We start from the raw sequence: 26,604 nt of genomic DNA, 5'->3' as shown, positions 1-26,604 counted from the left end.
GACACGTGTCAGGCGCCGCCCTCGTTGAGGGTGACCTCGATGGGCTTGAAGCCCGCGCCCGCCACATCGGCGCCGCCGGCCTTGAGCAGGTCGAGGGCCTTCAGGACGTACTCGTTGGTGTAGGCCGTGCCGGCCGGTTGCTTGGTGAGCACCGTGGCGCCGTCGGCGTTCTTCGTGGTCAGGGCGATGTCCACGGTGGACTTCCAGGCCGCCTCGTCGAGGGCGCCGATGCCCGCCGGCGACGGCCAGACCAGCTTGTTGATCTCGTTGAGCTGCCAGGTCTGGTGGCTCTTGCCGAGCTTGGAGCCCTTGGCGACCACGATGTCGACGCACTTGGCGGCGTTGTCGCGGCAGAAGATCCAGCCCTTGAGGCTCGCCGCGAGGAACTTCACCGTCTGCTCCTGGTACGCCGTGTCGCTGGTCAGCTTGGCCGTGTTGGCCCACAGCGCGTCCTGCAGCATGGCGGTGCCGACCGTGTTCCAGTTCAGGACGGTGAAGTCGGTCGGCTGGTAGAGCTTGCCGGTCTTCGGGTTCTTCGCCTCCAGCACCTGGGCGTACTCGTTGTAGCTCATCGCCTGGGCGGCGTCGATGTCGCCGCGCAGCAGCGCCTGCATGTCGAACTGCTGCTGCACCAGCGTGACGTCCTTGCCCGGGTCGAGCCCGGCCCTGGTCATGCCGGCGAACAGCTCGTACTCGTTGCCGAAGCCCCAGTTGCCGACCTTCTTGCCCTTCAGGTCCGCCGGGGAGGAGATGCCCTTGTCGGCGAACGACACCTGGTACGTGCCGGAGCGCTGGAACACCTGGGCGATCTCGGTGATCTCGGCGCCCTGCTCGCGCGAGGCGAGCGCCTTGGGCACCCAGCTCACGGCGTAGTCGGCGCGCCCGGTGGCGAGCACCGTCTGCGGGACGATGTCGACACCGCCCTCCAGGATCTCCACGTCGAGGCCCTGCTCGGCATAGAAGCCCTGGTCGACGGCGGCCAGGTAGCCGGCGAACTGGGCCTGGTAGAACCACTGCAACTGCAGCTTGATCTTTACTTTCGCGCCATTCGTGGGTGTGGGTGTCGTCGGGGTGTCGGCCGTACCGCAGGCGGCGAGCAGCGCGGTCAGCGCCACCCCCATCGCCGCGGTTCTGAGGAAGGTGCGCATCGGTTCCTCCGGGTGTCGGTCATCAGGCGGCGTGGCGGCGCTGCCACGGCGTGGCAAGTCGTTCGATGAGCAGCGTGACCAGGTAGAACAGCAGGCCGAGGGCGCACGCGCCGAGCACGAACGCCCAGGCGCGCGGGTAGGCGGTGTTGGCGGCGGCCGAGGTGATGCGCGAGCCGAGGCCGTCCTGCAGACCCCCGAAGTACTCGCTGACGACCGCCGCGATGACGGACAGGGCGGACGCCTGGCGCAGGCCCACGCACAGGTACCCGACGGCGCCGGGGAACCGCAGGAACCGCGACACCTGCGTGCCGGTCGCCGCGTAGGCGCGCATGAGCTCCAGGTGGGTCGGGTCGACCTCGGTGAGGCCGCGCAGCGTGTTGAGGAAGACCGGGAAGAACACGACCAGGGCCACCACGAGCCGTCGCGGCAGGCTGGACGTCGACTCGTACGCGTTGTTGAGCAACGGCGCCACCGCGATGATCGGCAGCGCGTTGAGCACGGCGAGGATCGGCGTCCACAGCCGGTGCACGGGCGGGAACCGGCTCGCCACGAGGGCGGCCAGCACCGCGAAGACGCTGCCGATGACGAGCCCGACCAGCGCGTTCGCCCCGCTGGCCAGGGCGGTGCGCCAGATGACCTCGCGGCTGGTCCAGAACTGCTCCCCGATGACGCTCGGCGCGGGCAGCACGAACGGCGCCACCCGCCCCAGCGTCACCACCGCCTCCCACGCGGCCAGCCCCGCGACCCCGACGACAACCGGGGCGGCCACCGCACCCACCCGGCTCACGGCGCGTCCGCGACCGGCGCGCCGCGCAACGCGCGGCGCACCTTCGTCACGTACTCGAAGAAGGTGTCGCTCTGGCGGGTGACCTCGTGGCGCACGCCGAGCGACACGGGGATCTCCGCCGTGATCCGTCCCGGGCGCGGCGACATGACCACCACGCGGTCGGACAGGTACACCGCCTCGGTGATCGAGTGGGTCACGAAGATGACGGTGGTGTCGGCGCACAGGCGCAACAGCTCGTCCTGCAGCCGCTCGCGGGTCATCTCGTCCAGCGCGCCGAACGGCTCGTCCATGAGCAGCAGCGGCGGCTGCACGGCCAGGGCCCGGGCGATCGCGACCCGCTGCTGCATGCCGCCCGACAGCTGGGCCGGGTAGTGCCCGGCGAAGTCGGCCAGGCCGACGAGGTCCAGCAGCTCCTCGGCGCGGGCCCGGCGATCCGCCGACGGCATCCGGCGCAGCTGCATGGGCAGCTCCACGTTGCGCCGCACGGTCCGCCAGCCGAACAGCCCGGCCTGCTGGAACGCGATGCCGTAGCGGTGTTCGGCCCGGGCCTGCGGCGCGGGCAGCCCGTCCACGGTGACGGTCCCGGACGTCGGCGCGGTGAGATCCGCGACGAGCCGCAGCAGCGTCGACTTGCCGCACCCGGACGGCCCGATGAGCGACACGAACTCGCCCGCGGCGACGGTCAGGTCCACCTGCGACAACGCGGTCACCGCGTCGGGTCGTCCCGTGTTGAAGACCTTCGTGACGTCGCTGACGACAACCGGAGCGCTCACGACCGGTCACCCCGCAGCACGGCGGGCGTGGCGAGGCGTTCGCCGCCAGCGACCAGGGCGGTGACGAGCAGGCCGAGGGCCGCCACGCCGAACATCGCCGTGTAGACCTTGGCCGGGTCGCTGGTGGCCGAGCGGGAGTACTCGATGAGCAGCCGGCCGACGCCGCCGCGCGTGCCGGTGGAGATCTCGCCGACGACCGCGCCGACCACGGCCGCCGCGGCGGCCAACTTCAGCGCCGTCCACAGGTAGGGCCGCGCCGCCGGGAACCGCAGCGTGAGCAGGGTGCGCCACCAGGAGGCGCTGTACGAGCGCATGAGGTCCACCTCGATCTCGGTGGGGGAGTGCAGGCCGCGCAGCACGCCGACCGCGATGGGAAAGAACGCCAGGTACGACGCGACGACCGCCACGCTCATCCACGGCTGCCACGGGTAGGGGCCGATCGACAGCGCCCCGCCCCAGCCGGCGATCACCGGGGCGAGCGCCACGAGCGGCACGGTCTGCGACACGATCACGTACGGCAGCAGGCCCCGCTCGATGACCCGCAGCCGCTGCATGGCGACGGCCAGCAGCACCCCGACGACCGCCCCGAGCGCGAACCCGACCGCCACCTCGCCCAGGGTCACCAGCACAGCGGAGGCGACGGCCCGCCACACGGGCGGGCCGCCGGCCACGTCGGGGTCGAACAGCCGGCCCACCATCGTCCACACGTGCGGCATGGCCAGGTCGTCCGCGCGGGGCAGCAACCGGGTCCCGAACACCACCGTCCCGTCGGGGTTGCCGACGGCCTTGTAGCCCTCCCACACGCCCACGGTCAGGAGGAAAGAGCCGACGACGGTCGCCACACGGGCCTTCATGACAGCGCCGGGATGATGGTGTCGCCGTACGCGGCCAGGGTGCCCTCCTTGTCGTCGTGTTGCAGGTAGATGGCGAACTGGTCGACGCCCAGGTCGCGCAGGGCGCGCAGTTTCCCGATGTGCGCCTCGGGCGGGCCCAGCACGCAGAACCGGTCGACGATCCCGTCGGGGACGAAGTCGGTGTGCGTGTTGCCGGCCCGGCCGTGCTCGGCGTAGTCGTAGCCCTGACGGCCCTTGATGTAGTCGGTCAGCGCCGTGGGCACCGCGCCCGTGTCGCCGTAGCGGGCCACGATGTCGGCGACGTGGTTGCCGACCATGCCGCCGAACCAGCGCGTCTGGTCGCGCTGGTGGGCGAGGTTGTCGCCGACGTAGGCGGGCGCCGCGACGCAGAACTTCACCGACGCCGGGTCACGCCCGGCCCGCTCCGCCGCCGCGCGTACCGTGGAGATCATCCAAGCGGCGATGTCCGGGTCGGCCAACTGCAGGATGAACCCGTCCGCCACCTCCCCGGTCAGCGCGAGCGCCTTCGGCCCGTAGGCCGCGACCCACACCTCGAGCTCGGACCCGGCGGCCCAGGAGAACTGCAGCGTCTCGCCGCGGTAGGAGGTCTCCTTACCGGTCGCCAGGTCACGGATGACGGACACGGACTCGCGCAGGCCGGCCAGGTTGACCGGCGGCAGCCCCAGGGTGCGCAGCGCCGAGTCGCCGCGGCCGATGCCGCAGATGGTGCGGTTGCCGTAGAGGTCGTTGAGGGTGGCGAAGGTGCTCGCCGTGACGGTCAGGTCCCGGGTGCCGGGGTTGGTCACCATCGGGCCGACGATCACCTTCGACGTGGCGGCGAGGATGGCGCTGTAGATGACGTAGCACTCCTGCCACAGCAGGTGCGAGTCGAACGACCACACGTGGCTGAAGCCGGCGGCCTCCGCCTTGACGGCGAGGTCGACCACCTCCCGCGCGGGCGGGTCGAGCTGGAACACGACGCCTATGTCCATCCGCGCCTACACCAGGTAGCTCGACAGGCCGCGACGCAGGTAGCGCCCGTGGCCCTTGCGGCCGTGGTACTCCCCGCCCGACACCAGCACCGTGCCCCGGGAGATCACCGTGTCGACGGCCCCGGCGATCTCGTACCCCTCGTAGGCCGAGTGGTCCATGTTCATGTGGTGCGTCTCGACGCTGATCCGGGTGCGCCCGTTCGGGTCGTAGACCACGACGTCGGCGTCGGAGCCGGGGGCGATGACGCCCTTGCGCGGGTAGAGCCCGAACATCCGCGCCGGGGTCGTGGCGATCGTCTCGACCCAGCGCTCCACCGACAGCTTGCCGTCGACGACGCCCTGGTAGAGCAGGTCGACCCGGTGCTCGACGCCGCCGATGCCGTTGGGGATCTTCGAGAAGTCGCCCAGGCCCAGCTCCTTCTGGTCCTTGAAGCAGAACGGGCAGTGGTCGGTCGACACGATGGCGAGGTCGTTGCTGCGCAGGCCCTTCCACAGGTCGCGCTGGTGCGACTCGTGCCGGCTGCGCAGCGGCGTCGAGCACACCCACTTGGCGCCCTCGAAACCCGGCGCGCCGAGCTGGTCCTCCAGCGTCAGGTACAGGTACTGCGGGCAGGTCTCGGCGAACACGTTGCGCCCGGCGTCGCGGGCGGCCGCGACCGCCTCCAGGGCCTCGGACGCGGACATGTGCACGATGTAGAGCGGCGTGTCGCCGGCGACCTTGGCCAGCGAGATCGCCCGCCGCGTGGCCTCGGCCTCCAGTTCGGACGGTCGCGTGAGCCCGTGGTGGATCGGGTCCGTCTCACCGCGCTCGAGCGCCTGCCTGATGAGGACGTCGATGGCCGGCCCGTTCTCCGCGTGCATCATGATCATGGAGCCGTTGCCGCGGGCCTTCTGCATCGCGCGCAGGATCTGGCCGTCGTCGGAGAGGAACACCCCGGGGTACGCCATGAAGAGCTTGAAGCTCGTGATGCCCTCATGGTCGACAAGCTGGTCCATCGCCTTGAGGGCCTCGTCGTCCACCCCGCCGACAATCATGTGGAACCCGTAGTCGATGTGGCAGTTGCCGTCGGCCTTGCCGTGCCAGGCGGCCAGGCCGTCGAGCACGTTCTCGCCGTAGCGCTGCACCGCGAAGTCGATGATCGTGGTGGTGCCGCCGAACGCCGCGGCCCGCGTGCCGGTGTCGAACGTGTCCGAGGCGAACGTGCCGCCGAACGGCAGCTCCATGTGGGTGTGCGCGTCGATGCCGCCGGGGATGACGAGCTTGCCCGTGGCGTCGATGACCTGCTGGCCGGCGTCGTCGGGCGCGTGGCCGGGCGCGAAGAGGGCGACGATCGTCTCGCCGTCGATGAGCACGTCCGCGGCGTGGGTGCCGGTCGCCGTGACGACCGTGCCGCCTGTGATCAGCATGAGGAACTCCCTATGCCTGGGTGAGCGGGCCGTAGGCGTCGGGGCGGCGGTCGCGGTAGAACGCCCAGCGGTCGCGCACCACGGCGATGAGGTCCAGGTCGAGGTCGCGCACGATCAGCTCCGGGGCGTGGGCGTCACCGACGTCGCCGACGAACTTCCCCTCCGGGTCCACGAAGTACGACGTGCCGTAGAAGTCGTCGTCGCCGAGGTCCTCGATGCCGACCCGGTTGATCGCCCCGATGAAGTACTCGTTGGCGACCGCCGAGGCGGGCTGCTCCAGCTGCCACAGGTACGACGACAGGCCCCGGCTGGTGGCCGACGGGTTGAACACGATCTGCGCCCCGGCCAGGCCGAGCGCGCGCCAGCCCTCCGGGAAGTGCCGGTCGTAGCAGATGTAGACGCCGACCTTGCCGACCGCCGTGTCGAAGACGGGGTAGCCGAGGTTGCCCGGCCGGAAGTAGAACTTCTCCCAGAAGCCCTTGACCTGCGGGATGTGGGTCTTGCGGTACTTGCCGAGGTAGCGGCCGTCGGCGTCGACCACGGCGGCGGTGTTGTAGAGGACGCCGGGCTGCTCCTGCTCGTACATCGGCAGGATCATGACCATGCCCAGCTCGGCGGCGAGCGCCTGGAAGCGCTCGGTCGTGGGGCCGGGGATCGACTCGGCGTAGGAGTAGAACTGCGGGTCCTGCACCTGACAGAAGTACGGGCCGTAGAACAGCTCCTGGAAGCAGATGACCTTCGCGCCCTGGGCGGCGGCCTGCCTCGCGTACTCCTCGTGTGCCTTGATCATGGATTCCTTGTCGCCCGTCCAGGTTGTCTGGACCAGCGCTGCGCGGACGATGCTCGCCATGACGTTCCTCCGGAGAGACGACCCACGCTTGCCCGGCTGACGTGGGATGCCGTAGAAACTAAATGACACAAAGACAGCCGTACAATGTGGGAACTGTCAAGCGTTGGTTTCAAACATGTTACTTGGGCGGCGGCCATGCTGGAATTGATCGCGGCAGCCGTGACCGACCGGGGGGCACGCGGCATCGCGGCCGCCGTCAGCCGTTTGATCCACAGCGGCGAGCTGCCGGCCGGCTCCCGCCTGCCCACGGTGCGCGAGCTGGCCCGGGCGCTGGGCACCAGCCCGACCACCGTCAGCGAGGCGTGGACGTCGCTGACCCGGGCGGGGCTCATCGCCACCCGCGGCCGGTCGGGCACCGAGGTGCTGTCCAACGAGCGGCTGCGCTCCCGCCTGCGGTACTCGCACATGTCCGGCGTGCTCGCCGGCGCCCCGCAGGACCTGTCCACCGGGGTGCCCGACCACGACCTGCTGCCCGACCTGACCGACACGCTGCGCCGCCTCGGCGACATGCGGCTGACCACGAGCTACCTGGACGACCCGGTGCTGCCCGCGCTGGAGGAGCACCTGCGCTCGGTCTGGCCCAACAAGGTCGACCAGCTGATCGTCCTCGACGGCGCCCTGGACGCGCTGGACCGGACGCTGCGCGTCGCCGTCGGCTTCGGCGAGCGGGTGCTCGTCGAGAACCCCGCCTTCCCGCCCGTCCTCGACCTGCTCGACCAGCTCGGCGCCACCGCCGTGCCGCTTGCGCTCGACGGGTCCGGGGTCACCCCCGCGTCGTTGGATGCCGGCCTGCGGCTCGGCCCGGTCGTGGCCGTGATCCAGCCCCGGGCGCAGAACCCGACCGGGGTGAGCATGACCGCCGCGCGGGCCGCCGAGCTGGCCGAGGTCCTGGCCCGCTACCCCGACGCCATCGTGATCGAGGACGACCACGCGGCCGACATCGCCAGCGCGCCGATGGTCAGCCTGGGCGCTCACCTGCCCGACCAGACCGTGCGCATCCGCAGCTTCGCCAAGAGCCTCGGCCCCGACCTGCGGTTGGCCGCCGTCGCCGGGCCCGCCTCGGTGATCACGCCGCTGGCCGACCGGCGCCTGCTCGGCCCGGGCTGGTCCAGCCGCCTGCTCCAGCACATCCTGCTGGACCTGCTCACCACCCCCGGCACCACCGCCCTGCTGGCCGGCGCCCGGACCGAGTACGCCCGCCGGCGCGCGGCGTTGCTGGCGGCCCTGGCCGACAACGGCGCGCACGCCACCGCCGACGACGGCATCAACCTGTGGCTGACCGTCGCCGACCAGCAGGCCGCCCTCGTCTACCTGGCCGCGCACGGCATCGCGGTCGCGCCGGGCACCCCGTTCGAGGTCACCCCGTTGCCGGCGGCCCACCTGCGGGTGACCGTCGGCCTGGTCCGCGACGGCTTCGCTGAGCTGGGCGCCGTGCTGGCCGAGGCGTCCCGCGCGGGCGCCCCGCCGTCCCGCATTCCGGGACGGCGGGGTCGTTCGCTACCCAGGGGATCCCGCTGATATTTTGCACCCTATGAAATTTATGCCCGTTTTTAAGATGTTTTGTCACATTTCTATCGCCTGTGCCGCCGGCATCGCCGGCGGCGGCCTGATGGGCGCGGAGGCGACGCCCGCGGCGACGTCCGCCGCGACGTCCGTGGCGACCTCCGCCGTGAGCGGATGGTTCGACCCGGACGAGGACAGCGTCCTCGAACTCACCAACCGGGTCCGCCGCGCGCACGGCTGCTCCCGCCGGCTCCGGTACAACGACGACCTGGCCTACGCCGCGTACCGCCACAGCCGTGACATGGCGCGGCGGCGCTACTTCAGCCACCAGAGCCGGGACCGCCGCCACCCGGACGACCGGATCCACCGGGCCGGCTACAACCCCCGTAACGGCTGGGGCGAGAACATCGCGTACGGCTACCGCAGCGCGTACTCGGTGGTGGACGCCTGGATGAACAGCCCGAGTCACCGCAGGAACATCCTGAACTGCGAATTCCGCTCCCTGGGCGTGGGCGTCGCCGTGGCCGGCGACGGCACGCTGTTCTGGACCCAGGACTTCGGCGGCAGGTAGGTCGCGCGCCCGCACCGGACATCGCGGCCCATCCGGGAGGAACGTCTGTTCGAGCCCCGGCCCGCGCGGACGCTGTTAGGTTCCGGCTTATGGGACGCACATCACTCGCCATCGCATGCGCACTGGCCACCAGCCTGGCGCCGCTGGTCCCAGCGGGCCCGGCGGTCGCCTCGAGCGCCGTCATCGCCAAGCCGGACCCTGGCACCGGCGAGGTGGAAGGCTCCAGCTTCGTCCCGGGTTCGTTCCCGAACGAGGAAGCGGAGGTCCTTGACCTCACCAACCAGGAGCGCCGCAAGGCCGGATGTCAGGCGCTGCGCGCGGAGGACACACTCCACTCCTCCGCCCTCGAGCAGAGCCGGTACATGGCCGCCTCCCAGAACCTCAGCCACGAGGGACCGGGAAACAGCCAACCGGACGACCGGATGGAGGAAGCGGGCTACGACACGTCACAGGGCTGGGGCGAGAACGTCGCCTACGGCCAGGACACGCCGGACGAGGTCATGGACTCGTGGATGAAGAGCACACCGCACCGGAAGAACATCCTCAACTGTGACTTCAAGGCGCTGGGCGTGGGCGTGGCGCGGGCGATCGACGGCAACCTCTACTGGACGCAGAACTTCGGCGGTCAGTAGAGGTTGCCCGTCCGGGTCACGGCTCGACGATCTGGCCCTTGCCCAGGACGACGATGCCGTTGTCGGTGACGTGGTAGCGCTGGCGGTCGCGCTCGAGGTCGACGCCGATCTCGACGCCCTCCGGGACGATGACGTTCTTGTCCAGGATGGCGTTGCGGACCACGGCGTGGCGGCCGATGTCGACGCCCTCCATGAGCACCGAGCCCTCGACGTGCGCCCACGAGTGGACGTGCACGTTCGGCGAGATGACCGAGTTCTCCACGAGGCTGCCGGAGACCACGGCGCCCGGCGACACGATCGAGCCGATGGCCCGGCCGAGCCGCTCCTGGTAACCGTGCACGAACTTGGCCGGCGGCCACGGACGGTTCTCCGTGTAGATCGGCCACTGGTAGTTGTACAGGTTGAAGATGGGGTGGATCGCGATGAGGTCCATGTTGGCCTCGTAGTAGGAGTCCAGGGTCCCCACGTCGCGCCAGTAGCCGGAGTCGCGCTCGGTCGCGCCCGGCACCTTGTTGTCGCGGAAGTCGTAGACGTTGGCCTCGCCCTTGGCGACCAGCGTGGGGATGATGTTGCCGCCCATGTCGTGCTTGCTGGTCGGGTCCTTCGAGTCCTGCGTGATCATGTCGACCAGCGCCTTGGCCGTGAACACGTAGTTGCCCATCGAGGCGTAGATCTCGTTGGGGGAGTCGGGCAGGCCGACGGCGTCCTTCGGCTTCTCCCGGAACGCCTTGATGCGCTTGCCGTCCTCGCCGACCTCGATCACACCGAACTGCGTGGCGGTCGACAGCGGCTGGCGGATGCCGGCGACCGTGACCGCGGCGCCCGACTCGATGTGCTGGGCCACCATCTGCGACGGGTCCATCCGGTAGATGTGGTCGGCGCCGAAGACGATCACATAGTCGGGGTTCTCGTCATAGATCAGGTTGAAGCTCTGGTAGATCGCGTCGGCCGACCCGGCGAACCACCGCGGGCCCAGCCGCTGCTGGGCGGGCACGGGCGCGATGTAGTTGCCCAGCAGGTTCGACATGCGCCAGGTCTTGGTGACGTGCCGGTCCAGCGAGTGCGACTTGTACTGCGTCAACACGACGATTTTAAGGTAGCCGCCGTTCACCAGGTTCGACAGTGCAAAGTCGATCATGCGATACAACCCGCCGAACGGGACGGCCGGCTTCGCCCGGTCGGCGGTGAGGGGGAGCAGACGCTTGCCCTCGCCACCGGCGAGCACCATCGCGAGAACCTTCGGTGCCACCATGCCCCGAACGTTAGCGATCAAATGCCGGCAGCACCACCCGGAAGGTCAGGTCCGATGGACTAGTGTGCGGGCGTGAGGATCCTTTTCGTCGCCTCCGAGGGCCTGCCGTTCTCGAAGACGGGCGGACTCGCCGATGTGCTGGCCGGGCTGCCCAAAGCGCTGGTGGCGCTGGGGCACGAGGTGGCCGTCGTGCTGCCGCGCAGCCGCGGATCCGTCGAGGCGGCCCGGGTCACGCCGCGCGTCGTGGTGCCGAGTCTCACCATCGGACTCGGGGACCAGTTGCGGTTCCCGGTCGTGCTGGGCGACATGGTCCTCGACGGCGTGCAGTACTTCCTCGTGGACGATCCGGGGTACTTCGATCGTGAATTTCTTTACGGCGACGCGGCCGGCGACTACCCCGACAACGCCGAGCGGTACGCCACGCTCAGCCGGACCGCCATCGAGATCGCCAAGCAGGTCTGGTCACCGGACGTGATCCATTGTCACGACTGGCAGGCCGCGCTCGTGCCGGTGCTGCTGCGCACGGTCTACGCCGGCGACCCGGCGCTGGCCGCTGTGCGGTGCGTGCTGACGGTGCACAACCTGGGCTACCACGGCCAGTTCCCGCACGCGGCGCTCGCCCGCATCGGCCTGCCGGAGTCGCTGTTCCACATGGACCGGCTGGAGTTCTACGGGGACATCAACTACCTCAAGGGTGGGCTGATCCACGCCGACTACCTCACGACCGTCAGCCGGCGCTACGCCGCCGAGATCCAGACCCGGGAGGTCGGGCACGGGCTGGACGGGGTGCTCGCGAAGCGGGCCGACCGGCTGGTCGGCATCCTCAACGGCGCCGACTACGCGGAGTGGAACCCGGCCGCCGACCCGCGCACCGTCGCCCCGTTCTCCGCCGAGGACCTCGCCGGCAAGCGCCTGTGCCGCGCGGACCTGCTCAGCGAGTACGGGCTGCCCGACGCGGCCGGCCCCGTGCTGGGCATGGTGTCGCGGCTGGTCGACCACAAGGGGTTCGACCTGGTCGCCGGGGCGCTGGACGCCCTGGTCGGGCTCGGTCTGACGATTGTCCTGCTGGGCTCGGGCGAGGCCCGCTACGAGACAGCGTTCCGGGAGTTCGCGAAGCGGCACCCGAAGCGCATGGGCGTCCGCATCGGCTACGACGACAAGCTCGCCCATAAGATCATCGCGGGCTCGGACATGTTCCTGATGCCCTCGCACGAGGAGCCGAGCGGCCTCACCCAGCTCTACAGCCTGCGCTACGGCACCGTCCCCATCGTCCGCGCGACCGGCGGCCTGGACGACTCGATCGAGGCGCACAACCCGCCCCGCGCCGTCGGCACCGGGTTCCGGTTCACCGACTACACGACCGACGCGATGATCGACTGTGTCCGGCGCGCGCGGGCCACCTTCGACGACCGCCCCCGATGGCGGCAGCTGCAGCTCGCCGGCATGACCAAGGACTTCGCCTGGCCGCGCTCCGCCAGGGCGTACCTGGAGGTCTACGACGCCGCGCGGGCGCTGACCGCCGACCAGCTCGTCCAGCCGCCCGCCCTCGGGAGTGCCGATGTATGACGACCTGATCTCCGGCGCGACGCACAACCCGCACGGCGTCCTGGGCGCCCATCCCGACGGGGACGGCACCGTGATCCGGACGCTGCGGCGCGGCGCCGGCTCCGCGTCGGTGCTGGCCGACGGGGCCTGGTACGCCATGACCCGGGTGCACGACGCGGGCGTCTTCGAGGTGCGCGTCCCCGGCCAGGTGTCGGACTACCTCCTCGACGTGGAGGGCCGCCAGCTCGACGACCCGTACCGGCACCTGCCCACGCTCGGCGAGTTCGACCTGCAGCTGATCAGCGAGGGCCGGCACGAGCGGCTGTGGCACGCCCTCGGCGCGCGGCCCAACGCGATGGGGCCGGGCGTCACCTTCGCCGTGTGGGCGCCCAACGCGCGCGGCGTGCGCGTCTACGGCGACTTCACCGGCTGGGGCGCGCACGAGGGCTGGCCGATGCGCTCCATGGGCGCCTCGGGCGTGTGGGAGCTGTACGTCCCCGACGCCGTCCCCGGCCAGCTCTACAAGTACCGCATCCTGGGCAACGACGGCGTGTGGCGGGAGAAGACCGACCCCCTGGCCGCCCACACCGAGGTGCCGCCGGACAACGCCGCGCGCGTCTTCCGCTCCGCCCACCAGTGGGGCGACGGCGACTGGATGGCCGCCCGGGCGGCCGGCAACCCGTACGGCGGGCCGGTGAGCATCTACGAGGTGCACCTGGGCTCGTGGCGCCCCGGCCTCGGCTACGTCGAGCTGGCCGACGAGCTCACCGCGTACGTCGCAGAGATGGGCTTCACGCACGTGGAGTTCCTGCCCGTCATGGAGCACCCGTACGGCGGCTCGTGGGGTTACCAGGTCTCCGGCTACTACGCCCCGACGGCCCGGTTCGGCGACCCGGACGGTTTCCGGCTGCTCGTCGACCGGCTGCACCAGGCCGGTATCGGCGTGATCCTCGACTGGGTCCCGGCGCACTTCCCGAAGGACGACTGGGCCCTGGCCCGCTTCGACGGCACCGCACTGTACGAGCACGCCGACCCGCGCCGGGGCGAGCACCCCGACTGGGGCACGTACATCTTCGACTACGGCCGGCCCGAGGTGCGCAACTTCCTCGTCGCCAACGCCCTGTACTGGTGCGAGGAGTTCCACGTCGACGGCCTGCGCGTCGACGCGGTCGCCTCGATGCTCTACCTCGACTACTCCCGCGAGCCGGGGGAGTGGGTGCCCAATTTCCAGGGCGGCCGGGAGAACCTGGAGGCGGTGTCGTTCCTGCAGGAGCTCAACGCGACCGTCTACAAGCACCACCCGGGCGTGCTCATGGTCGCCGAGGAGTCCACCGCGTGGCCCGGCGTGACCAGGCCGACCGACCAGTCCGGCCTGGGCTTCGGCTTCAAGTGGAACATGGGCTGGATGCACGACACCCTGTCCTACCTGGCCAAGGACCCGGTGCACCGCAAGTGGCACCACGGCCAGATGACCTTCTCCACCGTGTACGCGTGGAGCGAGAACTTCATCCTGCCGATCAGCCACGACGAGGTCGTGCACGGCAAGGGCTCGCTCGTGGGCAAGATGCCCGGCGACTGGTGGCGCCAGCTCGCCACCGTGCGCGCCCTGCTGGCGTTCATGTGGTCGCACCCCGGCAAGCAGCTGCTGTTCATGGGCTCCGAGCTGGGCGACCCCCGTGAGTGGAGCGAGGAGCGCGGCCTGGACTGGGGCCTGCGCGCCGACCCGGCCCGCGCCGGCATCGGCAACCTCGTCCGCGACCTCAACGCGGCCTACCGCGCCCACGCCGCGCTGTGGTCGCGCGACATCACCCCGGACGGCTTCACCTGGATCGTCGGCGACGACGCCGACCACAACGTGTTCGCCTTCGAACGCCTCGGCGCCGACGGCACCCGCCTGGTCTGCGTGGTGAACTTCTCCGCCCTGCCGCAGGAGGGCTACCGGCTCGGCCTGTCCATGGGCGGCCGATGGAACGAGGTCATCAACACGGACGCGGAGAACTACGGCGGCTCCGGCGTGGGCAACCTCGGCAACGTGTGGGCCGAGCAGGTGCCCGCGCACGGACTCGCCCAGTCGGCCGTCCTGCGCCTGCCGCCGCTCGGCGCCCTCTGGCTCCGCCCCGAGTAGTCAGCGCCGGCCCGGCGTGAGCAGGCCGCGCTCGAACGCGGCCGCCACGGCCGAGGCGCGGTCCTTCACGCCCAGCTTGGCGTAGATGTGCAGCAGGTGCGTCTTCACGGTGGCCTCGCTGATGAACAGCTGCACCGCCGCCTCCCGGTTGGTGGTGCCCTGCGCGATGAGGCCCAGCACCTCCAGCTCGCGCTGGGACAGCGGCTCCTTCGCTGGGCTGCGCAGCTGGCCCAGCAGCCGGGCCGCCACCGACGGCGACAGCACGGCCTCCCCGGCGGCCGCCGCCCGCACGGCCCGGAACAGCTCCTCGCGCGGCGCGTCCTTGAGCAGGTAGCCCGTCGCGCCCGCCTCGATCGCCGGTAGCACGTCGCTGTCCGTGTCGTAGGTGGTCAGCACCAGCACCCGCGACGGCACCCCGCGCTCGCGCAGCGCGGCGATCGCGGCCACGCCGTCCATGCGTGGCATGCGCAGGTCCATCAGAATCACATCCGGGAGTACGGCCGACGCGACGGTGACGGCCTCGTCCCCGGTCGCCGCCTCGCCGAGCACGTCGAACCCCGCATCGCCGGCGAACATGCCGCGCAACCCGTCCCGCACGACCGGGTGATCGTCGACGATCAGAATGCGGATCACGCTGCGGCTCCCGCGAGGATGGCCGGGACGCAGGCCGAGATGGCGGTGCCGGCGCCCGGTTCGGACTCCACCTCCAGGGTGCCCGCGACGCGGCGGACCCGCTCGCGCATGCCGGCCAGCCCGAACCCGCCGTCGGCGCGCTCCGGCCGCGCCCCCGCCGGGTCGAACCCGGCGCCGTCGTCGCGGACGTCCAGGGTCACGAGATCCTCCATGTAGGACAGGGTGAGGCCGACGCGGGACGCGGCCGCGTGCTTGGCGACGTTGGCCAGCGCCTCCTGCGCCGTACGCAGCAGCGCGACCTCGATCTCCGGCAGCAGCGGTTGGGCCACGCCGGTCGTCACCAGTGTCGCCGCGACGCCGCTGTCCGTCGACCAGCGGGCCACCACGTCGCCGAGCGCCTCCGGCAGCCGGGCCGCCTCCAACGGCTGCGGCGTCAGCGCGTGCACGGAGCGGCGCGCCTCGGCCAGGCTGTCGCGGGCCAGCCGCGCGGCGGTGCGCACGTGCCGCCGCCACTGCTCGGGGCGCTCCGCCGCCTGCTCGGCCGCCTCCAGTTGGGTGACGATGCCGGTGAGGCCCTGGGCGAGCGTGTCGTGGATCTCGCGGGCCATGCGCTGGCGCTCGTCGAACGCGCCCGCCTCGCGGGCCTGCGCGATCAGCTTGGCGTGCAGGCCGGCGTTCTCCGCCACGGCCGACTCCAGCTTCTCGTTCGCCTCGGCCAGCGCGGTGATCTCGCGCTTGCGGCGGGCCGCCTGCGCGTCGGCGACCCAGCTCAGCGACATCATCGCGGTCGACAACGTGATGTTGAAGAACAGCACCACACCGAAGATCGCCACGCCGGCCGTGCCCGCCTGGAGCGTCTGGAGGCCGCCCGACTGCGACAGCGCCGTGGAGGTCGCCGTGGCCACGACGCCGACGTAGCGCCACCGCCCGACCAGGGCGTACGCGGCGTGCAGGTAGCCCGTGAACGAGAAGAACCCGAACAGCGGGCTGTGCAGCACCAGGAGGAACGACAGGATGGCGAGCACCGCGAAGTACAGACCCATGAGCACGCGCCGTTGCTGCCATCGCGGGTGCAGCGTGACCATCCAGAACATCCACAGCCCCACCGCCGCGGCCAGCACCGTCGTGCGCGGTAGCGACTCGACCGGCCAGAACGGCGAGGTCAGCCACGTCAGCAGGATGGAGACGCCCAGCGACACGTACGGCACGACGCGCAGGACCCGGTCGAGCTGGCCTTCCCACCCGTCGAGTCGGCTCGCGTCGCTCACTCCCATCGGAACAGTCTGGCGGCCGCGAGCCCGAACGCCACCACGTAGGCGACAAGGACCAGCAGCGAGCCTGCGCCCGGCCAGGCGCCGGACGCCGCGTCGTGCAGCGCCTGCTCGCCCGCGCCGAGCGGGGTGAAGTCGCCGATGCGGCGCAGGACGGGCGACATCGTCTCGCGCGGCGCCCACAGGCCGGCGAAGAACATGAGCGGGAAGAACAGCACCGCCCCGATCCCGTTGGCCGCCTTGCCGTTCGGCGCCACGGCCGCGACGAAGATGCCGACGGCGAACACGGCCGCGGCCGTGAAGGTGAACGCCACCGCGAAGCCGACGATCTGCCGCGGCAGCGCCACGTCGAACGCGACGCGCCCCACCGTGAACACGAGCGCGGCGGACACCAGCGCGATGGTCACGTTGGCGATCAGTTGGGCGGCGAGCATGTTGGTGGGGTGCACCGGCGTCGTGGACATGCGCCGCAGGATGCCCTTCTCGCGGTAGGTCGCGAGCACCGCCGGCGCCGCCTGCAACCCCAGCATGGCCAGCACGAACGTCGCCGCGATGGTCACGTACAGGTCGATCACGCGGGCGCCGCCGAGCGCCGGGTCGACCTTCTGGAACTCGTCGACGTTGCCGAGGATGCCGACGAGCACGGACGGGAACGCGATCGCGAAGAACACCACCATCGGCTCGCGCAGGAACAGCTTGAACTCGGTCACCGTGAGTTTCCTGAGCGCGGTCATGCCTTGGTCTCCTCGTCGGCGTTGATGGAACGGCCGGTCAACGCGACGAACGCGTCGTCCAGGGTGGCCTGCTCGACCCGCAGGTCGGTGGGCCGGATCTTCTCGCGGGCGAGCACGGTGACGACCGCGAGCAGCACGTCGTCGTTGCCGGTGACCAGGACCCGGGAGCCGTCGCGGGTGACGCTCGTGACCTCCGGCAGCTCCGTGAGCAGCCGGTCGTCCAACGGCTCCGACGGGCGGAACCGGATGCGCTGCTCGGCGCCGACCCGGGCGACGAGCCCGGCGGGCGTGTCGAGTGCGACCACGCGCCCCGCGTCGATGACGGCGAGCCGGTCGCAGAGGCGCTCCGCCTCCTCCATGAAGTGCGTGACCAGCACGATCGTGACGCCCCGGTCGCGTACCTCCTTGATGAGCTGCCACGTGTCGCGGCGCGCCTGCGGGTCGAGCCCGGTCGTCAGCTCGTCGAGGATCGCGATGCGCGGCCGACCGATCAGCGCGAGGGCGATGGACAGCCGCTGCTTCTGGCCGCCGGACAGCTTGCCGAACCGGGTCCGCAGCTTCGTCGCCAGCCCGAGGTCCGCGACCAGGTCGCGCCAGTCGGCCGGGTCGGGATAGAACGAGCTGTACAGGTCGAGCGTCTCGGCCACGGTCAGCTTCTCGGGCAGCTGGCTCTCCTGCAGTTGGATGCCGACCACCTGGCGCAGCCCCGCCCGATCGGCGCGCGGGTCGAGCCCCAGCACCGAGATCCGGCCGTCGTCGGGCGCGCGCAGCCCGGCCACGCACTCCACGGTCGTGGTCTTGCCGGCCCCGTTCGGCCCCAGAATCCCGAAGATCTCCCCCTCGTCGACCGCGAACGACACGTCGTCCACGGCGACCTGATCGCCGTACCGCTTGCGCAGCCCGTCCACCTCAATGATCGGCATCCCTCGCCGCCCTTCGTCGACTACCGCTCCAGCGTCCTGCGCGTCGTCGTGCCGCGAATCGACCACCCAGCGCCCCGCGCGCTCAACCCTGGTGGATCTCCCGGATCCACCGATCGGTGGATGCCCGCCGTGCTCCGGGGCGGATCGGCAGGGCAATCCATTACGGAGAGTGAGGCATGCTCGGCGGTCACAGATCGTGACCGAGGCTCCTTCGTGGCACCCACCCCCTAGCGCCTTTGCTCTGCTTCCCCATAGGAAGCGCGGCATCACCTGCAACAACGCAAACGGGCCGCCAGCGCGGTCCTCGCTCTGTGTAACTGATTCCTATAGGGAAGCAGAGCAAAGTGGGAAGGGTGATAGGTGTGGATCGGAGCAAGCATTACGCGTCGTAACCAACGCATAAGGCCTGCTCCAATGTGGACGCCGCGGGCTATGGGCGCGGTAGGGTCGCGATCGTGGCGGGTAGCGAGGGCGGCAACGACGGGCGGCCGGAGAAGCGTGGGTCGGTGGGGTTCGCGTTCGTCATGGGGGCGGTGGCGGGAGCCGCGCTCGGGGCGCCGTGGGGCGTGGCGGCCATCGTCGTGGCGGCCGCCGTTGGGGCCTGTGTCGTGGCGGCGGCCGACCTCGTCGCACGGGATCGGCAGCGGCCGGGCGAGATTCCGGCGCTGTGGTCGCGGATCCTCGGCAGCGTGGCGGTCGCGGCGCCGTTGGGGTGGGCGCTGGGGAAGGTGACGGGCGCCGGGCCGGTTGTCGTCGCGGCGGCGGCCGGGCTCGTCGCCGGAGCGCTCGCGATCCGGCCGCACAAGGTGCTGCTCGGGCCGGTGGTCGGCGTGGCGGTCGGGGTCGCCCTGTGGGCCGTGTGGGCGGACGCGCCGGGGGCGGTCGCGGCTGCGCTCGCCGTGCTCTGCTTCCGTACCCTGTCAGCTCTGATTTTCAGACAACCGCAGGTGGACCTGCTCGCCGAGCGGGTGGGTCCCGAGGCGCTGCCGTTCGTGGTGCCCGTCGTGACGCACGGGTCGCACGTGGGCACGGGCTACGTCAGGGAGCTGGCCGAGCGGATCGGCGGCGCCTACACGGCTGACGCGGCCGACGTCGGGATCGTGGGGTCGCTCGACGAGCTGGCCGGGCCGGGGTTCGACCCGGCCGCCGTGGATCCGCTCGTGCGCGAGTTCTACGAGCACACGACCCGGTTCACGCTCGACATCGTGCCCGAGTGGCGGCTGTGGGTGCGGCCGGGCTACCTGCTCTACCGGTCGACGGTGGCGCGGCCGCTCGGGCAGGCCAACGTGCCGATGAACCAGCGCGAGACCCAGCGCGGGGTGCGCAGCCGCATCGACACGATCAGCGCCGCCGGCGACGGGGTCGTGTCGACGCGCGGCTGGATCCGGTCGTTCGCCGACACCGACGAGCCGATCTACGTGGGCATCTACACCACCTACCGGCACGAGGACCGTGGCTACGTCAGCGTCGGCTTCCCGCTGCCGCACGCCAGCTTCACCGCGACGCTCGCGCCCGGCCCGCGCGCCGACGGCGGCCTGTCGCTGGACAGCACCGGCGACACCGACCACCCCGGCCACTACCTCACCTACGTCGACGCTGAGAACGGCGAGCTGACCAGCCTGGCCGTGCACGGCTTCGCCGAACGGCTGGAGGTGTACGTCCGCGACGGGCAGTTGCGCGCCGAGCACGCGTTCCGCGTCTTCGGCCTGCCGTTCCTCGTCCTGCACTACCGCATGAGCCGCAAGTCAGCGCAGGGTTGACCCGCTCACCGTCGGCTTGCGGGCGCCGATGAAGAAGATCCCCGGGTACGTCTCGAAGCCGTCCGACGGGTTGCGCCGCAGCGTCGAGGACTCGATCGACATCGTCCCGGTGTGGTCGTTGGAGACGAAGAAGACCGCGCCGCCGCCCTCGTTCGCGTGGTTGTCCTGCACGATCGTGCCGGCCAGGCGCAGCGTGAACGTGTTGCCGTCCAGATAGATCGCGCCACCGCTGCCGCCGCCCGGGGTGCCGCCCCGGGCCGGGTTCGCGCCCCGGCCGACCGCGTCGTTGTGACTGAACAGGCTGTTGAGCACCACCCAGGAGACGCCGATGCTGCTCAGCGCCCCGCCGTTGGCGCACACGCCGCCCTGCCCCTTCGCGCCGCCGAACGTCGACTGGGTGATGTAGACCGGCCCGTCGCCCCACTGGTCGAGCGCCCGGATGGCCGCGCCGCCCAGGTCCGGCCCGGTCCGGTCGCACCGGTTGCGGACGAACCTGGCGTTGACCACCTTGAACTGACCGCCGCGTACGAAGATGGCGCCACCGCCGCCGCCCTCGGTGTCGTCGCCCGTCGAGTTGCCGTCGGCGAAGGTGATGTTCTGCACCACGAGCTGCGGGTACTGCTGGTCGTCGCAGTGCGACGTCGTCCAGGTCTGCGCCTCGTCGCACGTGTTCTGGTAGAGGATGCGCCGCTTGCCGCCGCCGCTCAGGGTCACCAGGCCGCCGCCGTCGAGCACCACGGTCCGACTGGTGTTGCGTACCTTCGCCGTCGCGGACATCGTGATGGTCACCGGCGCCGGCCCGCAGTCGAACGTGATAATCCCGCCGGCCGCGACGGCCTTGACGACGGCGGCGGACGTGCAGCTGGCCGCCGTCCCGTTGCCGACCACCCGGGTCGGCTTGCCGGTGTCCACGGCCTTCGCCGCCGCCGGCACGCTCGCGCGTCCCTTCGGGTTGCCGGCCTTGAGCCGCGCGACGGGCTTGGTGGTGGTCGCGGCCGCCGAGGTCGGCGCGACCGTCGGTGCCGGCGGCGTGGGGGTGGCCTGGCCGGGAGGAGTCGCGACGCCGGGCACCTCCGGGTCGCCCGAGCACCCGCCGAGCAGCCCGGCCAACAGGACAGACACCACCAGCGGAGTACGACGAGACGACGACATCCGCCAGATCGTAGTGATCCGGGATGCGCTCCGCATGGCTAGTGCTCTGGCCGGCAAGGTGCGGCACCGCGATCACGGGTCGACAGACGTGAACGTCGCACTACAGAGGGCGCCGCCGAGTAAACACGCGACGTTACGGCCCTTGGATACCGGGTTGACGGCAGTGATGTACTCAGCACGTGCCCGAGCACTTCCTGCGCACCTTCCGGCCCGACGACGCATCAGCGGTTCACCGGCTGCATGCCCGACATGCCACGGCTGACCTGGTTGATGTCCACTCCACGATGGAGTGCCTCCTGGATCCGGACGGTGTGCGAGGCGAGATGGAGGCAGCCGATTGGGCGGTCGTCGCGGTCGACGCGTCCGGTTCCGTGGTCGGGTGGGGTTCGTTGCGATCTTGGACAGAGGACGACGGAACCCGTGTCTATCTCAGCGACGGCTACGTGGCACCCCCCGCACGGCGGCACGGCCTTGGCCGGCTGCTGCTGCGCGAGTCCGAGGCCGTCGCGGCTCAGCTCTCTGCCGGCCATACCGAGAGCAGCCCGGTCGTGCTCGGAGCAAACGCATCGACCGTCCAGGGCGACCGGATGGCGCTGCTCGAGCGCAGCGGGTATCGGCAGGTGTTCACCATGGTCGAGATGGAACACGACGGGTCACCGGTGCAACCTCGGCAGATGCCTGACGGCATCACCGTCCGAGCCGCAACGGTCGCCGACGCCCGAGCGCTGTTCGCCCTCACCACCCGCGTGTGGGCCGGGCGACCGTTCTCCACGCTTCCGACCGAAGACGGGTTACGCGACTGGCTCAGCAGATCGCAGCTCGCGCTGTTCCAGGTGGCGACCATCGCCGATCGCGTCGTGGGGTTGGTCGCCGCGAGCCGCACACCTGCCCGCATCGAGATCGAGGACGTTCAGGTCGATCCGGACATCCAACGCCGCGGCCTCGCAACCGCGATGCTCACCCGGACGCTCAGGACACTGACCCAGCAGGGCACCGGACCGATCCGGCTGCACACCGAGGGCCACGACCCCGCCGGAGCGCGGTCACTGTACGAGCGGCTCGGCTTCCAGGTGGTCCGTGAGTACCACCGATACCGCAAATCCCTCAGCCGCTAACGACGCAGACGGCTCACCGCGGCTTTCCGCGCACGTCCAACGAGCGCCTTACCCAAGGTCCCGATACGGGGAGTCATGTATTCGGTGGGAACGCTTTAAGGCCGCCACGGGTACGGATGACGAGGACGGCCGAGTCGACCTGCGGCGGCGGCCGGAACGCGTGCCGGGGCAGCGGCCGGCCGAAGCTCAGGTCCCACCGTCGCTTGCCCGGGGCCCGTCGCTCCACGAAGCGGCGCACCGCCTGTCGCTGCAGCACCAGGTCCGCCCCGATGAGGCGGGAGTTCGGCGCGAACAGGGCGCGCAGCAGCGTACTCGTGAGGTGGTAGGGCGGGTTGGCCACGACGTGGAAGGGCCGCCCCGGCAGGCGCAGGGTCGCGGCATCGGCCTCGACCACCGACAGCGACCGACCCGCGAACCGTTCCCGAAGGTGAGCGGCGCGGCCCGGGTGCAGCTCGATGGCGATGACGCGGGCGCCCGTGGCGAGCAGGGGACCCGTGAGGGCGCCGGTGCCCGCGCCGATGTCGAGGACGAGGTCGCCGCGCCGGATGCCGGCGTCGGCGACGATCCGTGCTGCCCAGGAGTCAGTGAGCGGGTGCCAGCCCCACGCCCGCCGCGACCGCTGGCCCGCGGACACGACGCACCGTGTTCATGAAGATACCCATGGCGGGACCGTACGGCGGGCGGCCGGACCGGGGCAAACGGTTAATCGCGCGCCAGAGCGGCGTCGAGGCGGGGGCCGAGGACGTGGGCGAGGGCGGCCGCGTACGTGGTGGTGAGGTGGCTCGCGTCGGCGTGGACCAGGACGTTGCCGACGACCGGCGGGCACAGGGTCGCGGTGCACAGCCAGGGCGCGGGGTCGATGACCGCGACGCCCGCCGCGCGCATCGTGGTCGCGAGCAGGCGGCGCCGGTCCGGGGCCATGATGGCCTCGTCGCGGGTGGGCTGGCACGCGGGGATGTCGCGGCCGGGGGTGGTGAGGCAGTCCGGCGCGTTGCCGCGCGGCCAGACGGTGTCGTTGAGCAGGACGGGCCGCGACCCCGTGGCGGCCAGCCGGTGAGCCGAGCGCACCCAGCCGTCGACCCACGTCCGGTCCACGTCGCCGGTCACCCGCACGGGCCGGTCCTTCTCGCTCGACGCCATCACGACCAGGGCCGGCCGCAGGTCGGCGATGGCGGTGAAGGCCCGTTCGCGCCATACGTCGCACTCCCCGTACGGCCGGCGCAGCACGTTGCTGAAGATCGCGACGGCGGGCACCTTGCAGGCGGCCTTGGTAAGGGCGACCAGGCGCCAGCCGCGTTCGGCGGCGATCGGCTCCAGCGCCGGTAGCCACTGCGCCGCGTGCGAGTCGCCGACGAGCACGACCGTCGTCCGGCCGGCCCGGTCGCCGTACGTGCACCGGGCCACGTCGACCACCACGTCGGCGAAGTCATTGTGGCAGCCGTCCCGGTACGACGTGGGGCGCAGCGTGCTGACCGTGAACAGGCCCGGCACCAGGTTGGCCGGCACGCGGGCGGTGCCGGTGCTCGCGGCGAGCAGGTCGGTGATTGTGGCGTCCGGTGTCGGGGAGGCGGCCAGCAGCGCCCGGGTATCGGGCGCCGGTGGGCCGACCGGCAGCGGCGGCGGCAGCGTGCGGGCGGTCAGCCCGATGCCCGCCGCGCAGCAGGACAACGCCGCGCCGACCACGAGGGCGCGACCCGGCCGGGCGCGCAGCGACGGCCGGAACCGGACCGGGTTCTCCACCAGCCGGTGGGTGACCGCCGCCAGACCCAGGGCCAGGACGCTCAGCGCGAGGCCGAGGGCGACGCTGCCCGGCAGGCGCAGCGCGACCGGCACGATGAGCAGGACGGGCCAGTGCCACAGGTACCAGCCGTAGGAGAGCCGACCGATCACCTGGCACGGTCGGGCGTCGAGCAGCCGGGCGGCGCCGCGACCCGGTCCAGCGGCGATGATCAGGGCCGCCCCGGCGACGGGCAGCGCGGCGGCGTAGCCGGGGAACGCGGTCCCGGCGTCGAACGTGACCGCGGCCGTGAGGATCGCGCCGAGCCCGACCCAGGACGCGACGGCCGGCAGGCGGAGCGCGGTCAGCGCGAGCAGGGCGCCGGCCGCGAGCTCCCACGCCCGCGTGTGCGCGCCGAAGTACGCCCACGGCGCCGCCCGGTCCGTCTGCCACACGCTCAGCGCCAGCGACCCGACCGCGACCGCGGCGAGCACCCAGAACACGGCCCGCCGCCGCCGGGCGCAGAGCAGCAGCAGGACCGGCCAGACCAGGTAGAACTGCTCCTCGACGGCCAAGGACCAGAAGTGCTGCAGCGGGGAGGGCGGCGAGGTCGACTGAAAGTAGTCGATCCCGGCCGCGGCGGTGCGGTAGTTCACCGTGTACAGGGCGCTGGTGATCGCGTCGCCGGCCAGGCCGCGCAGCCGGGTGGTGGGCATGAGCAGCCACGACGCGGCGACGGTGACGACGATGACGAGGACGGCGGCGGGCAGCAGCCGGGTGGCGCGCCGGGCGTAGAAGCGGGACAGCCGGATCCGGCCGGTGCCGTGCAGCTCCTGGGACAGCAGCGTGGTGATCAGGTAGCCGGAGATCACGAAGAAGACGTCCACGCCCACGTAGCCGCCGTCGAGCATCGGCACGCCCGCGTGGTGCAGCACCACGAGGAGGACGGCCACGGCGCGCAGGCCCTCGATGTCGGGCCGGAACCCGGGCGCGACCCGGTGCGACGTGACGGGGCGCGGCGCGGCGATCGTGACCATGCTGCCCGCTACAACGATCCGGAGCCGGCGTCGGCGACGGGGTGGCCGCGGTCCGTTACGGTCACCCCTGACGGTGACGAGGGGAGGCCCGCGTGGGTCACGTGCTGCACGTCTGCACGGCCAACCAGATCCGCTCGGCGATGGCCGAGCGGATGATGCGCGCCGCGCTGCGGGCCCGCCACGGCGACGCGGCGGCGGGCCTGCGGGTGGTGAGCGCCGGGGTGAACGCGTGGGACGGGGCGCCGATGTTCCCGGAGGCGCTCGACGAGCTGCGCCGGCGCGGCATCGACGCGGACGACTTCCGCTCGACCGTCATCGACGCGGACATGATCGACGAGGCCTACCTGGTCCTCGTCGCGACGCCGTGGCACCGGGACATGGTCCTGACTGTGGCGCCCGGGGCGGAGGCGTCCGTGTTCACCTGGCGTGAGCTGGCCTGGCTGCTCGCGGACGTCACCCGCGAGGACGTCGCGGGCCGGACCCCGCACGCGCGGGTCGCGGCGGTGGCCGCGCTGGCCGCCGAGCGGCGGGCCAAGCTCGGCCCGGCGCCCGACCCGGTCCACGTGGCGGACCCGATCGGCGGCCCGGTCGAGGGTTACCGGCGCGCCGCCGACGAGATCGAGGCGGCGCTGGCCCCGCTGCTCGTGCTGTTGTAACGCGCGGCGACGCGCTGGCCGGCCGCGTGCTGGCCGACGCGCCCAGGCGCGGGCGGCTGGCCGATGCGCCGCGACCAGCGGTGCGCGGGCCGTTCGACGAGCCGGTGGAACGCCCACCCGAGCAGCAGGCTCGCCGGCAACGAGATGAGCAGGGTGTACCCGGCGTTCGCCCGCCCGCCCAGCAGCACGGCGACGCTGACGACGACCGGCTCGTGCACGAGGTACAGGCTGAACGAGACCGCGCCGAGCCAGCCGACGACCGGGTGTTCGCCGAGGCGCCGCGCGGCCGGCCAGGCGACGAACAGCAGCACCAGCAGGGCCGCGCCGAGCACGGCCGTGGCGGTCACGACGCTGCGGACGGCGGTGCCCGCGGTCGCGGGCGCGATCCACCGGGCGTTGAGCAGCAGCAGCGCGCCGACGCCCAGGGCCCACCAGGCCGCGCGCGGCATCCACCGGGCCGCCGCGAGGAGCCGGTCGGCGCCGACGGCGAGGCACACGCCGACGGCGAACATGGGCAGGTACGTCGCGGCGGCCCCGAGCCCGGGGACGGCGGGGACGGCGAGCGCGCCCACCAGCAGCCACGGCCAGTACCGGCGGCCCATGAGGGCGACGGACAGGAACAGGGGCAGCAGGCACGAGAACGCGATCTCCCAGCGCAGTGACCACAGCGCCGAGTTCAGCGGCATGGCGCGCGCCAGCGTGAGCGTGTCCACGATGGAGGCCGGGCCGGCGTGCTGGTTGAGCCAGCCGCTCGCGCCGTCGGTGACGACGCGTGGGACGAGCCACGCGATCGCGGCCGAGACCAGCACGGCCGCGGCGAGCGGCACGCACAGCCGGACGAACCGGCGCGGGAAGTAGGCCACCCACTGGCCGGGCACGCCGTCGCGCAGGAACGGCAGCGTGAGCACGAACCCGGACAGGACGAAGAACAGGAACACCGCCTCGCGCCCGGCCCACACCAGGTGCAGTGGGGTGTACGTGAGCCACCACGCCGCGGCGCCGCCGCGCGCGTTCGCGGCGTAGAGGGACGGCTGGGTGAGCAGCGCGTGGTGCGCGACGACCACGAGCGCGGCCAGCCCGCGCAGCCCGTCCAACGAGCGGTGGCGGGTGTGTGCCGTTCCTCCGGTGGTTGCCACGCGTCGGGTAACGACCCGTCCCGGCGCGGGA

At 71.8% G+C, this 26,604-nt stretch carries 24 protein-coding genes; 8 read left to right on the top strand and 16 right to left on the bottom strand.

Annotation, left to right across the window (positions count from 1 at the left end):
• Positions 1-8: 8 nt before the first annotated feature.
• The 7 genes from ABD211_RS13135 to ABD211_RS13105 are packed head-to-tail and all read right to left on the bottom strand — an operon-like array spanning position 9 to position 6,811.
• Positions 9-1,148: an ABC transporter substrate-binding protein gene (locus tag ABD211_RS13135; RefSeq protein ID WP_344130080.1), complete on the bottom strand. Its 1,140-nt coding sequence runs from the start codon at positions 1,146-1,148 to the stop codon at positions 9-11.
• Positions 1,149-1,170: 22 nt separating this feature from the next.
• The gene (locus ABD211_RS13130; RefSeq protein WP_344130077.1) at positions 1,171-1,935 is read right to left on the bottom strand and encodes an ABC transporter permease; all 765 of its coding nucleotides are present in this window, start codon (positions 1,933-1,935) and stop codon (positions 1,171-1,173) included.
• On the bottom strand, positions 1,932-2,708 hold the full coding sequence (locus ABD211_RS13125) for an ABC transporter ATP-binding protein (protein WP_344130074.1): 777 nt from the start codon (positions 2,706-2,708) through the stop codon (positions 1,932-1,934). The genes ABD211_RS13130 and ABD211_RS13125 overlap by 4 nt, the downstream gene beginning before the upstream one ends.
• Positions 2,705-3,562, bottom strand: a complete 858-nt coding sequence (locus ABD211_RS13120) for an ABC transporter permease (RefSeq protein WP_344130071.1) — start codon at positions 3,560-3,562, stop codon at positions 2,705-2,707. The genes ABD211_RS13125 and ABD211_RS13120 overlap by 4 nt, the downstream gene beginning before the upstream one ends.
• A complete protein-coding gene (locus tag ABD211_RS13115; RefSeq protein ID WP_344130068.1) occupies positions 3,559-4,554 on the bottom strand; it encodes a TIGR03842 family LLM class F420-dependent oxidoreductase in 996 nt (331 codons plus the stop codon). The genes ABD211_RS13120 and ABD211_RS13115 overlap by 4 nt, the downstream gene beginning before the upstream one ends.
• Before the next feature lie 6 nt (positions 4,555-4,560).
• On the bottom strand, positions 4,561-5,961 hold the full coding sequence (gene hydA, locus ABD211_RS13110; RefSeq protein WP_344130065.1) for a dihydropyrimidinase: 1,401 nt from the start codon (positions 5,959-5,961) through the stop codon (positions 4,561-4,563).
• A gap of 10 nt (positions 5,962-5,971) precedes the next feature.
• Positions 5,972-6,811 (bottom strand): nitrilase-related carbon-nitrogen hydrolase, encoded by an 840-nt coding sequence (locus ABD211_RS13105; RefSeq protein ID WP_344130062.1) that lies wholly within the window; start codon positions 6,809-6,811, stop codon positions 5,972-5,974.
• 135 nt (positions 6,812-6,946) lie between these two features.
• Between ABD211_RS13105 and ABD211_RS13100 the strand changes: the two genes are divergently transcribed.
• The 3 genes from ABD211_RS13100 (at position 6,947) to ABD211_RS13090 (ending at position 9,517) form a co-directional block, all read left to right on the top strand.
• On the top strand, positions 6,947-8,329 hold the full coding sequence (locus ABD211_RS13100; protein ID WP_344130059.1) for an aminotransferase class I/II-fold pyridoxal phosphate-dependent enzyme: 1,383 nt from the start codon (positions 6,947-6,949) through the stop codon (positions 8,327-8,329).
• Between the two features lie 91 nt (positions 8,330-8,420).
• Positions 8,421-8,885, top strand: a complete 465-nt coding sequence (locus ABD211_RS13095) for a CAP domain-containing protein (protein WP_344130057.1) — start codon at positions 8,421-8,423, stop codon at positions 8,883-8,885.
• A gap of 89 nt (positions 8,886-8,974) precedes the next feature.
• On the top strand, positions 8,975-9,517 hold the full coding sequence (locus ABD211_RS13090) for a CAP domain-containing protein (protein WP_344130054.1): 543 nt from the start codon (positions 8,975-8,977) through the stop codon (positions 9,515-9,517).
• 16 nt (positions 9,518-9,533) lie between these two features.
• On the opposite strand, the gene glgC is transcribed toward ABD211_RS13090, so the two are convergent.
• Positions 9,534-10,769 carry a glucose-1-phosphate adenylyltransferase gene (glgC, locus tag ABD211_RS13085; protein ID WP_425560401.1) on the bottom strand — a complete coding sequence of 412 codons (1,236 nt, stop codon included), beginning with the start codon at positions 10,767-10,769 and terminating at the stop codon, positions 9,534-9,536.
• A 72-nt stretch (positions 10,770-10,841) separates the two neighbouring features.
• On the opposite strand from glgC, the gene glgA reads away from it, so the two are divergent.
• Positions 10,842-12,335, top strand: coding sequence for a glycogen synthase GlgA (glgA, locus tag ABD211_RS13080; RefSeq protein WP_344130051.1), 1,494 nt, complete (start codon positions 10,842-10,844; stop codon positions 12,333-12,335).
• Positions 12,328-14,439 carry a 1,4-alpha-glucan branching protein GlgB gene (gene glgB, locus ABD211_RS13075; protein WP_344130048.1) on the top strand — a complete coding sequence of 704 codons (2,112 nt, stop codon included), beginning with the start codon at positions 12,328-12,330 and terminating at the stop codon, positions 14,437-14,439. The genes glgA and glgB overlap by 8 nt, the downstream gene beginning before the upstream one ends.
• Here the strand turns inward: glgB and ABD211_RS13070 are convergent, their stop codons facing one another.
• The 4 genes from ABD211_RS13070 to ABD211_RS13055 are packed head-to-tail and all read right to left on the bottom strand — an operon-like array spanning position 14,440 to position 18,000.
• Entirely contained in the window at positions 14,440-15,072 is a 633-nt protein-coding gene (locus tag ABD211_RS13070) for a response regulator (protein WP_344130045.1), read from the bottom strand.
• On the bottom strand, positions 15,069-16,346 hold the full coding sequence (locus ABD211_RS13065) for a sensor histidine kinase (protein WP_344130042.1): 1,278 nt from the start codon (positions 16,344-16,346) through the stop codon (positions 15,069-15,071). Before ABD211_RS13065 ends, ABD211_RS13070 begins: the two co-directional genes overlap by 4 nt.
• Positions 16,337-17,077, bottom strand: a complete 741-nt coding sequence (locus tag ABD211_RS13060) for an ABC transporter permease (RefSeq protein ID WP_344130039.1) — start codon at positions 17,075-17,077, stop codon at positions 16,337-16,339. The genes ABD211_RS13065 and ABD211_RS13060 overlap by 10 nt, the downstream gene beginning before the upstream one ends.
• A complete protein-coding gene (locus tag ABD211_RS13055) occupies positions 17,074-18,000 on the bottom strand; it encodes an ABC transporter ATP-binding protein (RefSeq protein ID WP_344130036.1) in 927 nt (308 codons plus the stop codon). The genes ABD211_RS13060 and ABD211_RS13055 overlap by 4 nt, the downstream gene beginning before the upstream one ends.
• A gap of 455 nt (positions 18,001-18,455) precedes the next feature.
• On the opposite strand from ABD211_RS13055, the gene ABD211_RS13050 reads away from it, so the two are divergent.
• A complete protein-coding gene (locus ABD211_RS13050) occupies positions 18,456-19,760 on the top strand; it encodes a hypothetical protein (protein WP_344130033.1) in 1,305 nt (434 codons plus the stop codon).
• Here ABD211_RS13050 and ABD211_RS13045 read toward each other — a convergent pair.
• The gene (locus tag ABD211_RS13045) at positions 19,746-20,912 is read right to left on the bottom strand and encodes a hypothetical protein (RefSeq protein WP_344130030.1); all 1,167 of its coding nucleotides are present in this window, start codon (positions 20,910-20,912) and stop codon (positions 19,746-19,748) included. The two genes, ABD211_RS13050 and ABD211_RS13045, sit on opposite strands and share 15 nt — an antisense overlap.
• Positions 20,913-21,091: 179 nt before the next feature.
• Here ABD211_RS13045 and ABD211_RS13040 point away from each other — a divergent pair, with 179 nt between their 5' ends.
• Positions 21,092-22,027, top strand: a complete 936-nt coding sequence (locus ABD211_RS13040; RefSeq protein WP_344130027.1) for a GNAT family N-acetyltransferase — start codon at positions 21,092-21,094, stop codon at positions 22,025-22,027.
• Positions 22,028-22,100: 73 nt separating this feature from the next.
• On the opposite strand, the gene ABD211_RS13035 is transcribed toward ABD211_RS13040, so the two are convergent.
• Together ABD211_RS13035 and ABD211_RS13030 are read right to left on the bottom strand one after the other, a co-directional pair.
• Entirely contained in the window at positions 22,101-22,661 is a 561-nt protein-coding gene (locus ABD211_RS13035; protein WP_344130024.1) for an rRNA adenine N-6-methyltransferase family protein, read from the bottom strand.
• Between the two features lie 68 nt (positions 22,662-22,729).
• Positions 22,730-24,781 carry an acyltransferase family protein gene (locus ABD211_RS13030; RefSeq protein WP_344130021.1) on the bottom strand — a complete coding sequence of 684 codons (2,052 nt, stop codon included), beginning with the start codon at positions 24,779-24,781 and terminating at the stop codon, positions 22,730-22,732.
• Positions 24,782-24,873: 92 nt separating this feature from the next.
• On the opposite strand from ABD211_RS13030, the gene ABD211_RS13025 reads away from it, so the two are divergent.
• Complete coding sequence (locus tag ABD211_RS13025) at positions 24,874-25,437, top strand: arsenate reductase/protein-tyrosine-phosphatase family protein (RefSeq protein ID WP_344130018.1); 564 nt, start codon at positions 24,874-24,876, stop codon at positions 25,435-25,437.
• Here the strand turns inward: ABD211_RS13025 and ABD211_RS13020 are convergent.
• Positions 25,377-26,573 carry an acyltransferase family protein gene (locus ABD211_RS13020; RefSeq protein ID WP_344130016.1) on the bottom strand — a complete coding sequence of 399 codons (1,197 nt, stop codon included), beginning with the start codon at positions 26,571-26,573 and terminating at the stop codon, positions 25,377-25,379. The two genes, ABD211_RS13025 and ABD211_RS13020, sit on opposite strands and share 61 nt — an antisense overlap.
• Positions 26,574-26,604 lie beyond the last annotated feature (31 nt).

The organism is Luedemannella flava, assembly GCF_039528515.1.
In the GTDB taxonomy this organism is placed as follows: domain Bacteria; phylum Actinomycetota; class Actinomycetes; order Mycobacteriales; family Micromonosporaceae; genus Luedemannella; species Luedemannella flava.
This window is presented reverse-complemented; position numbering and strand designations above follow the sequence as displayed.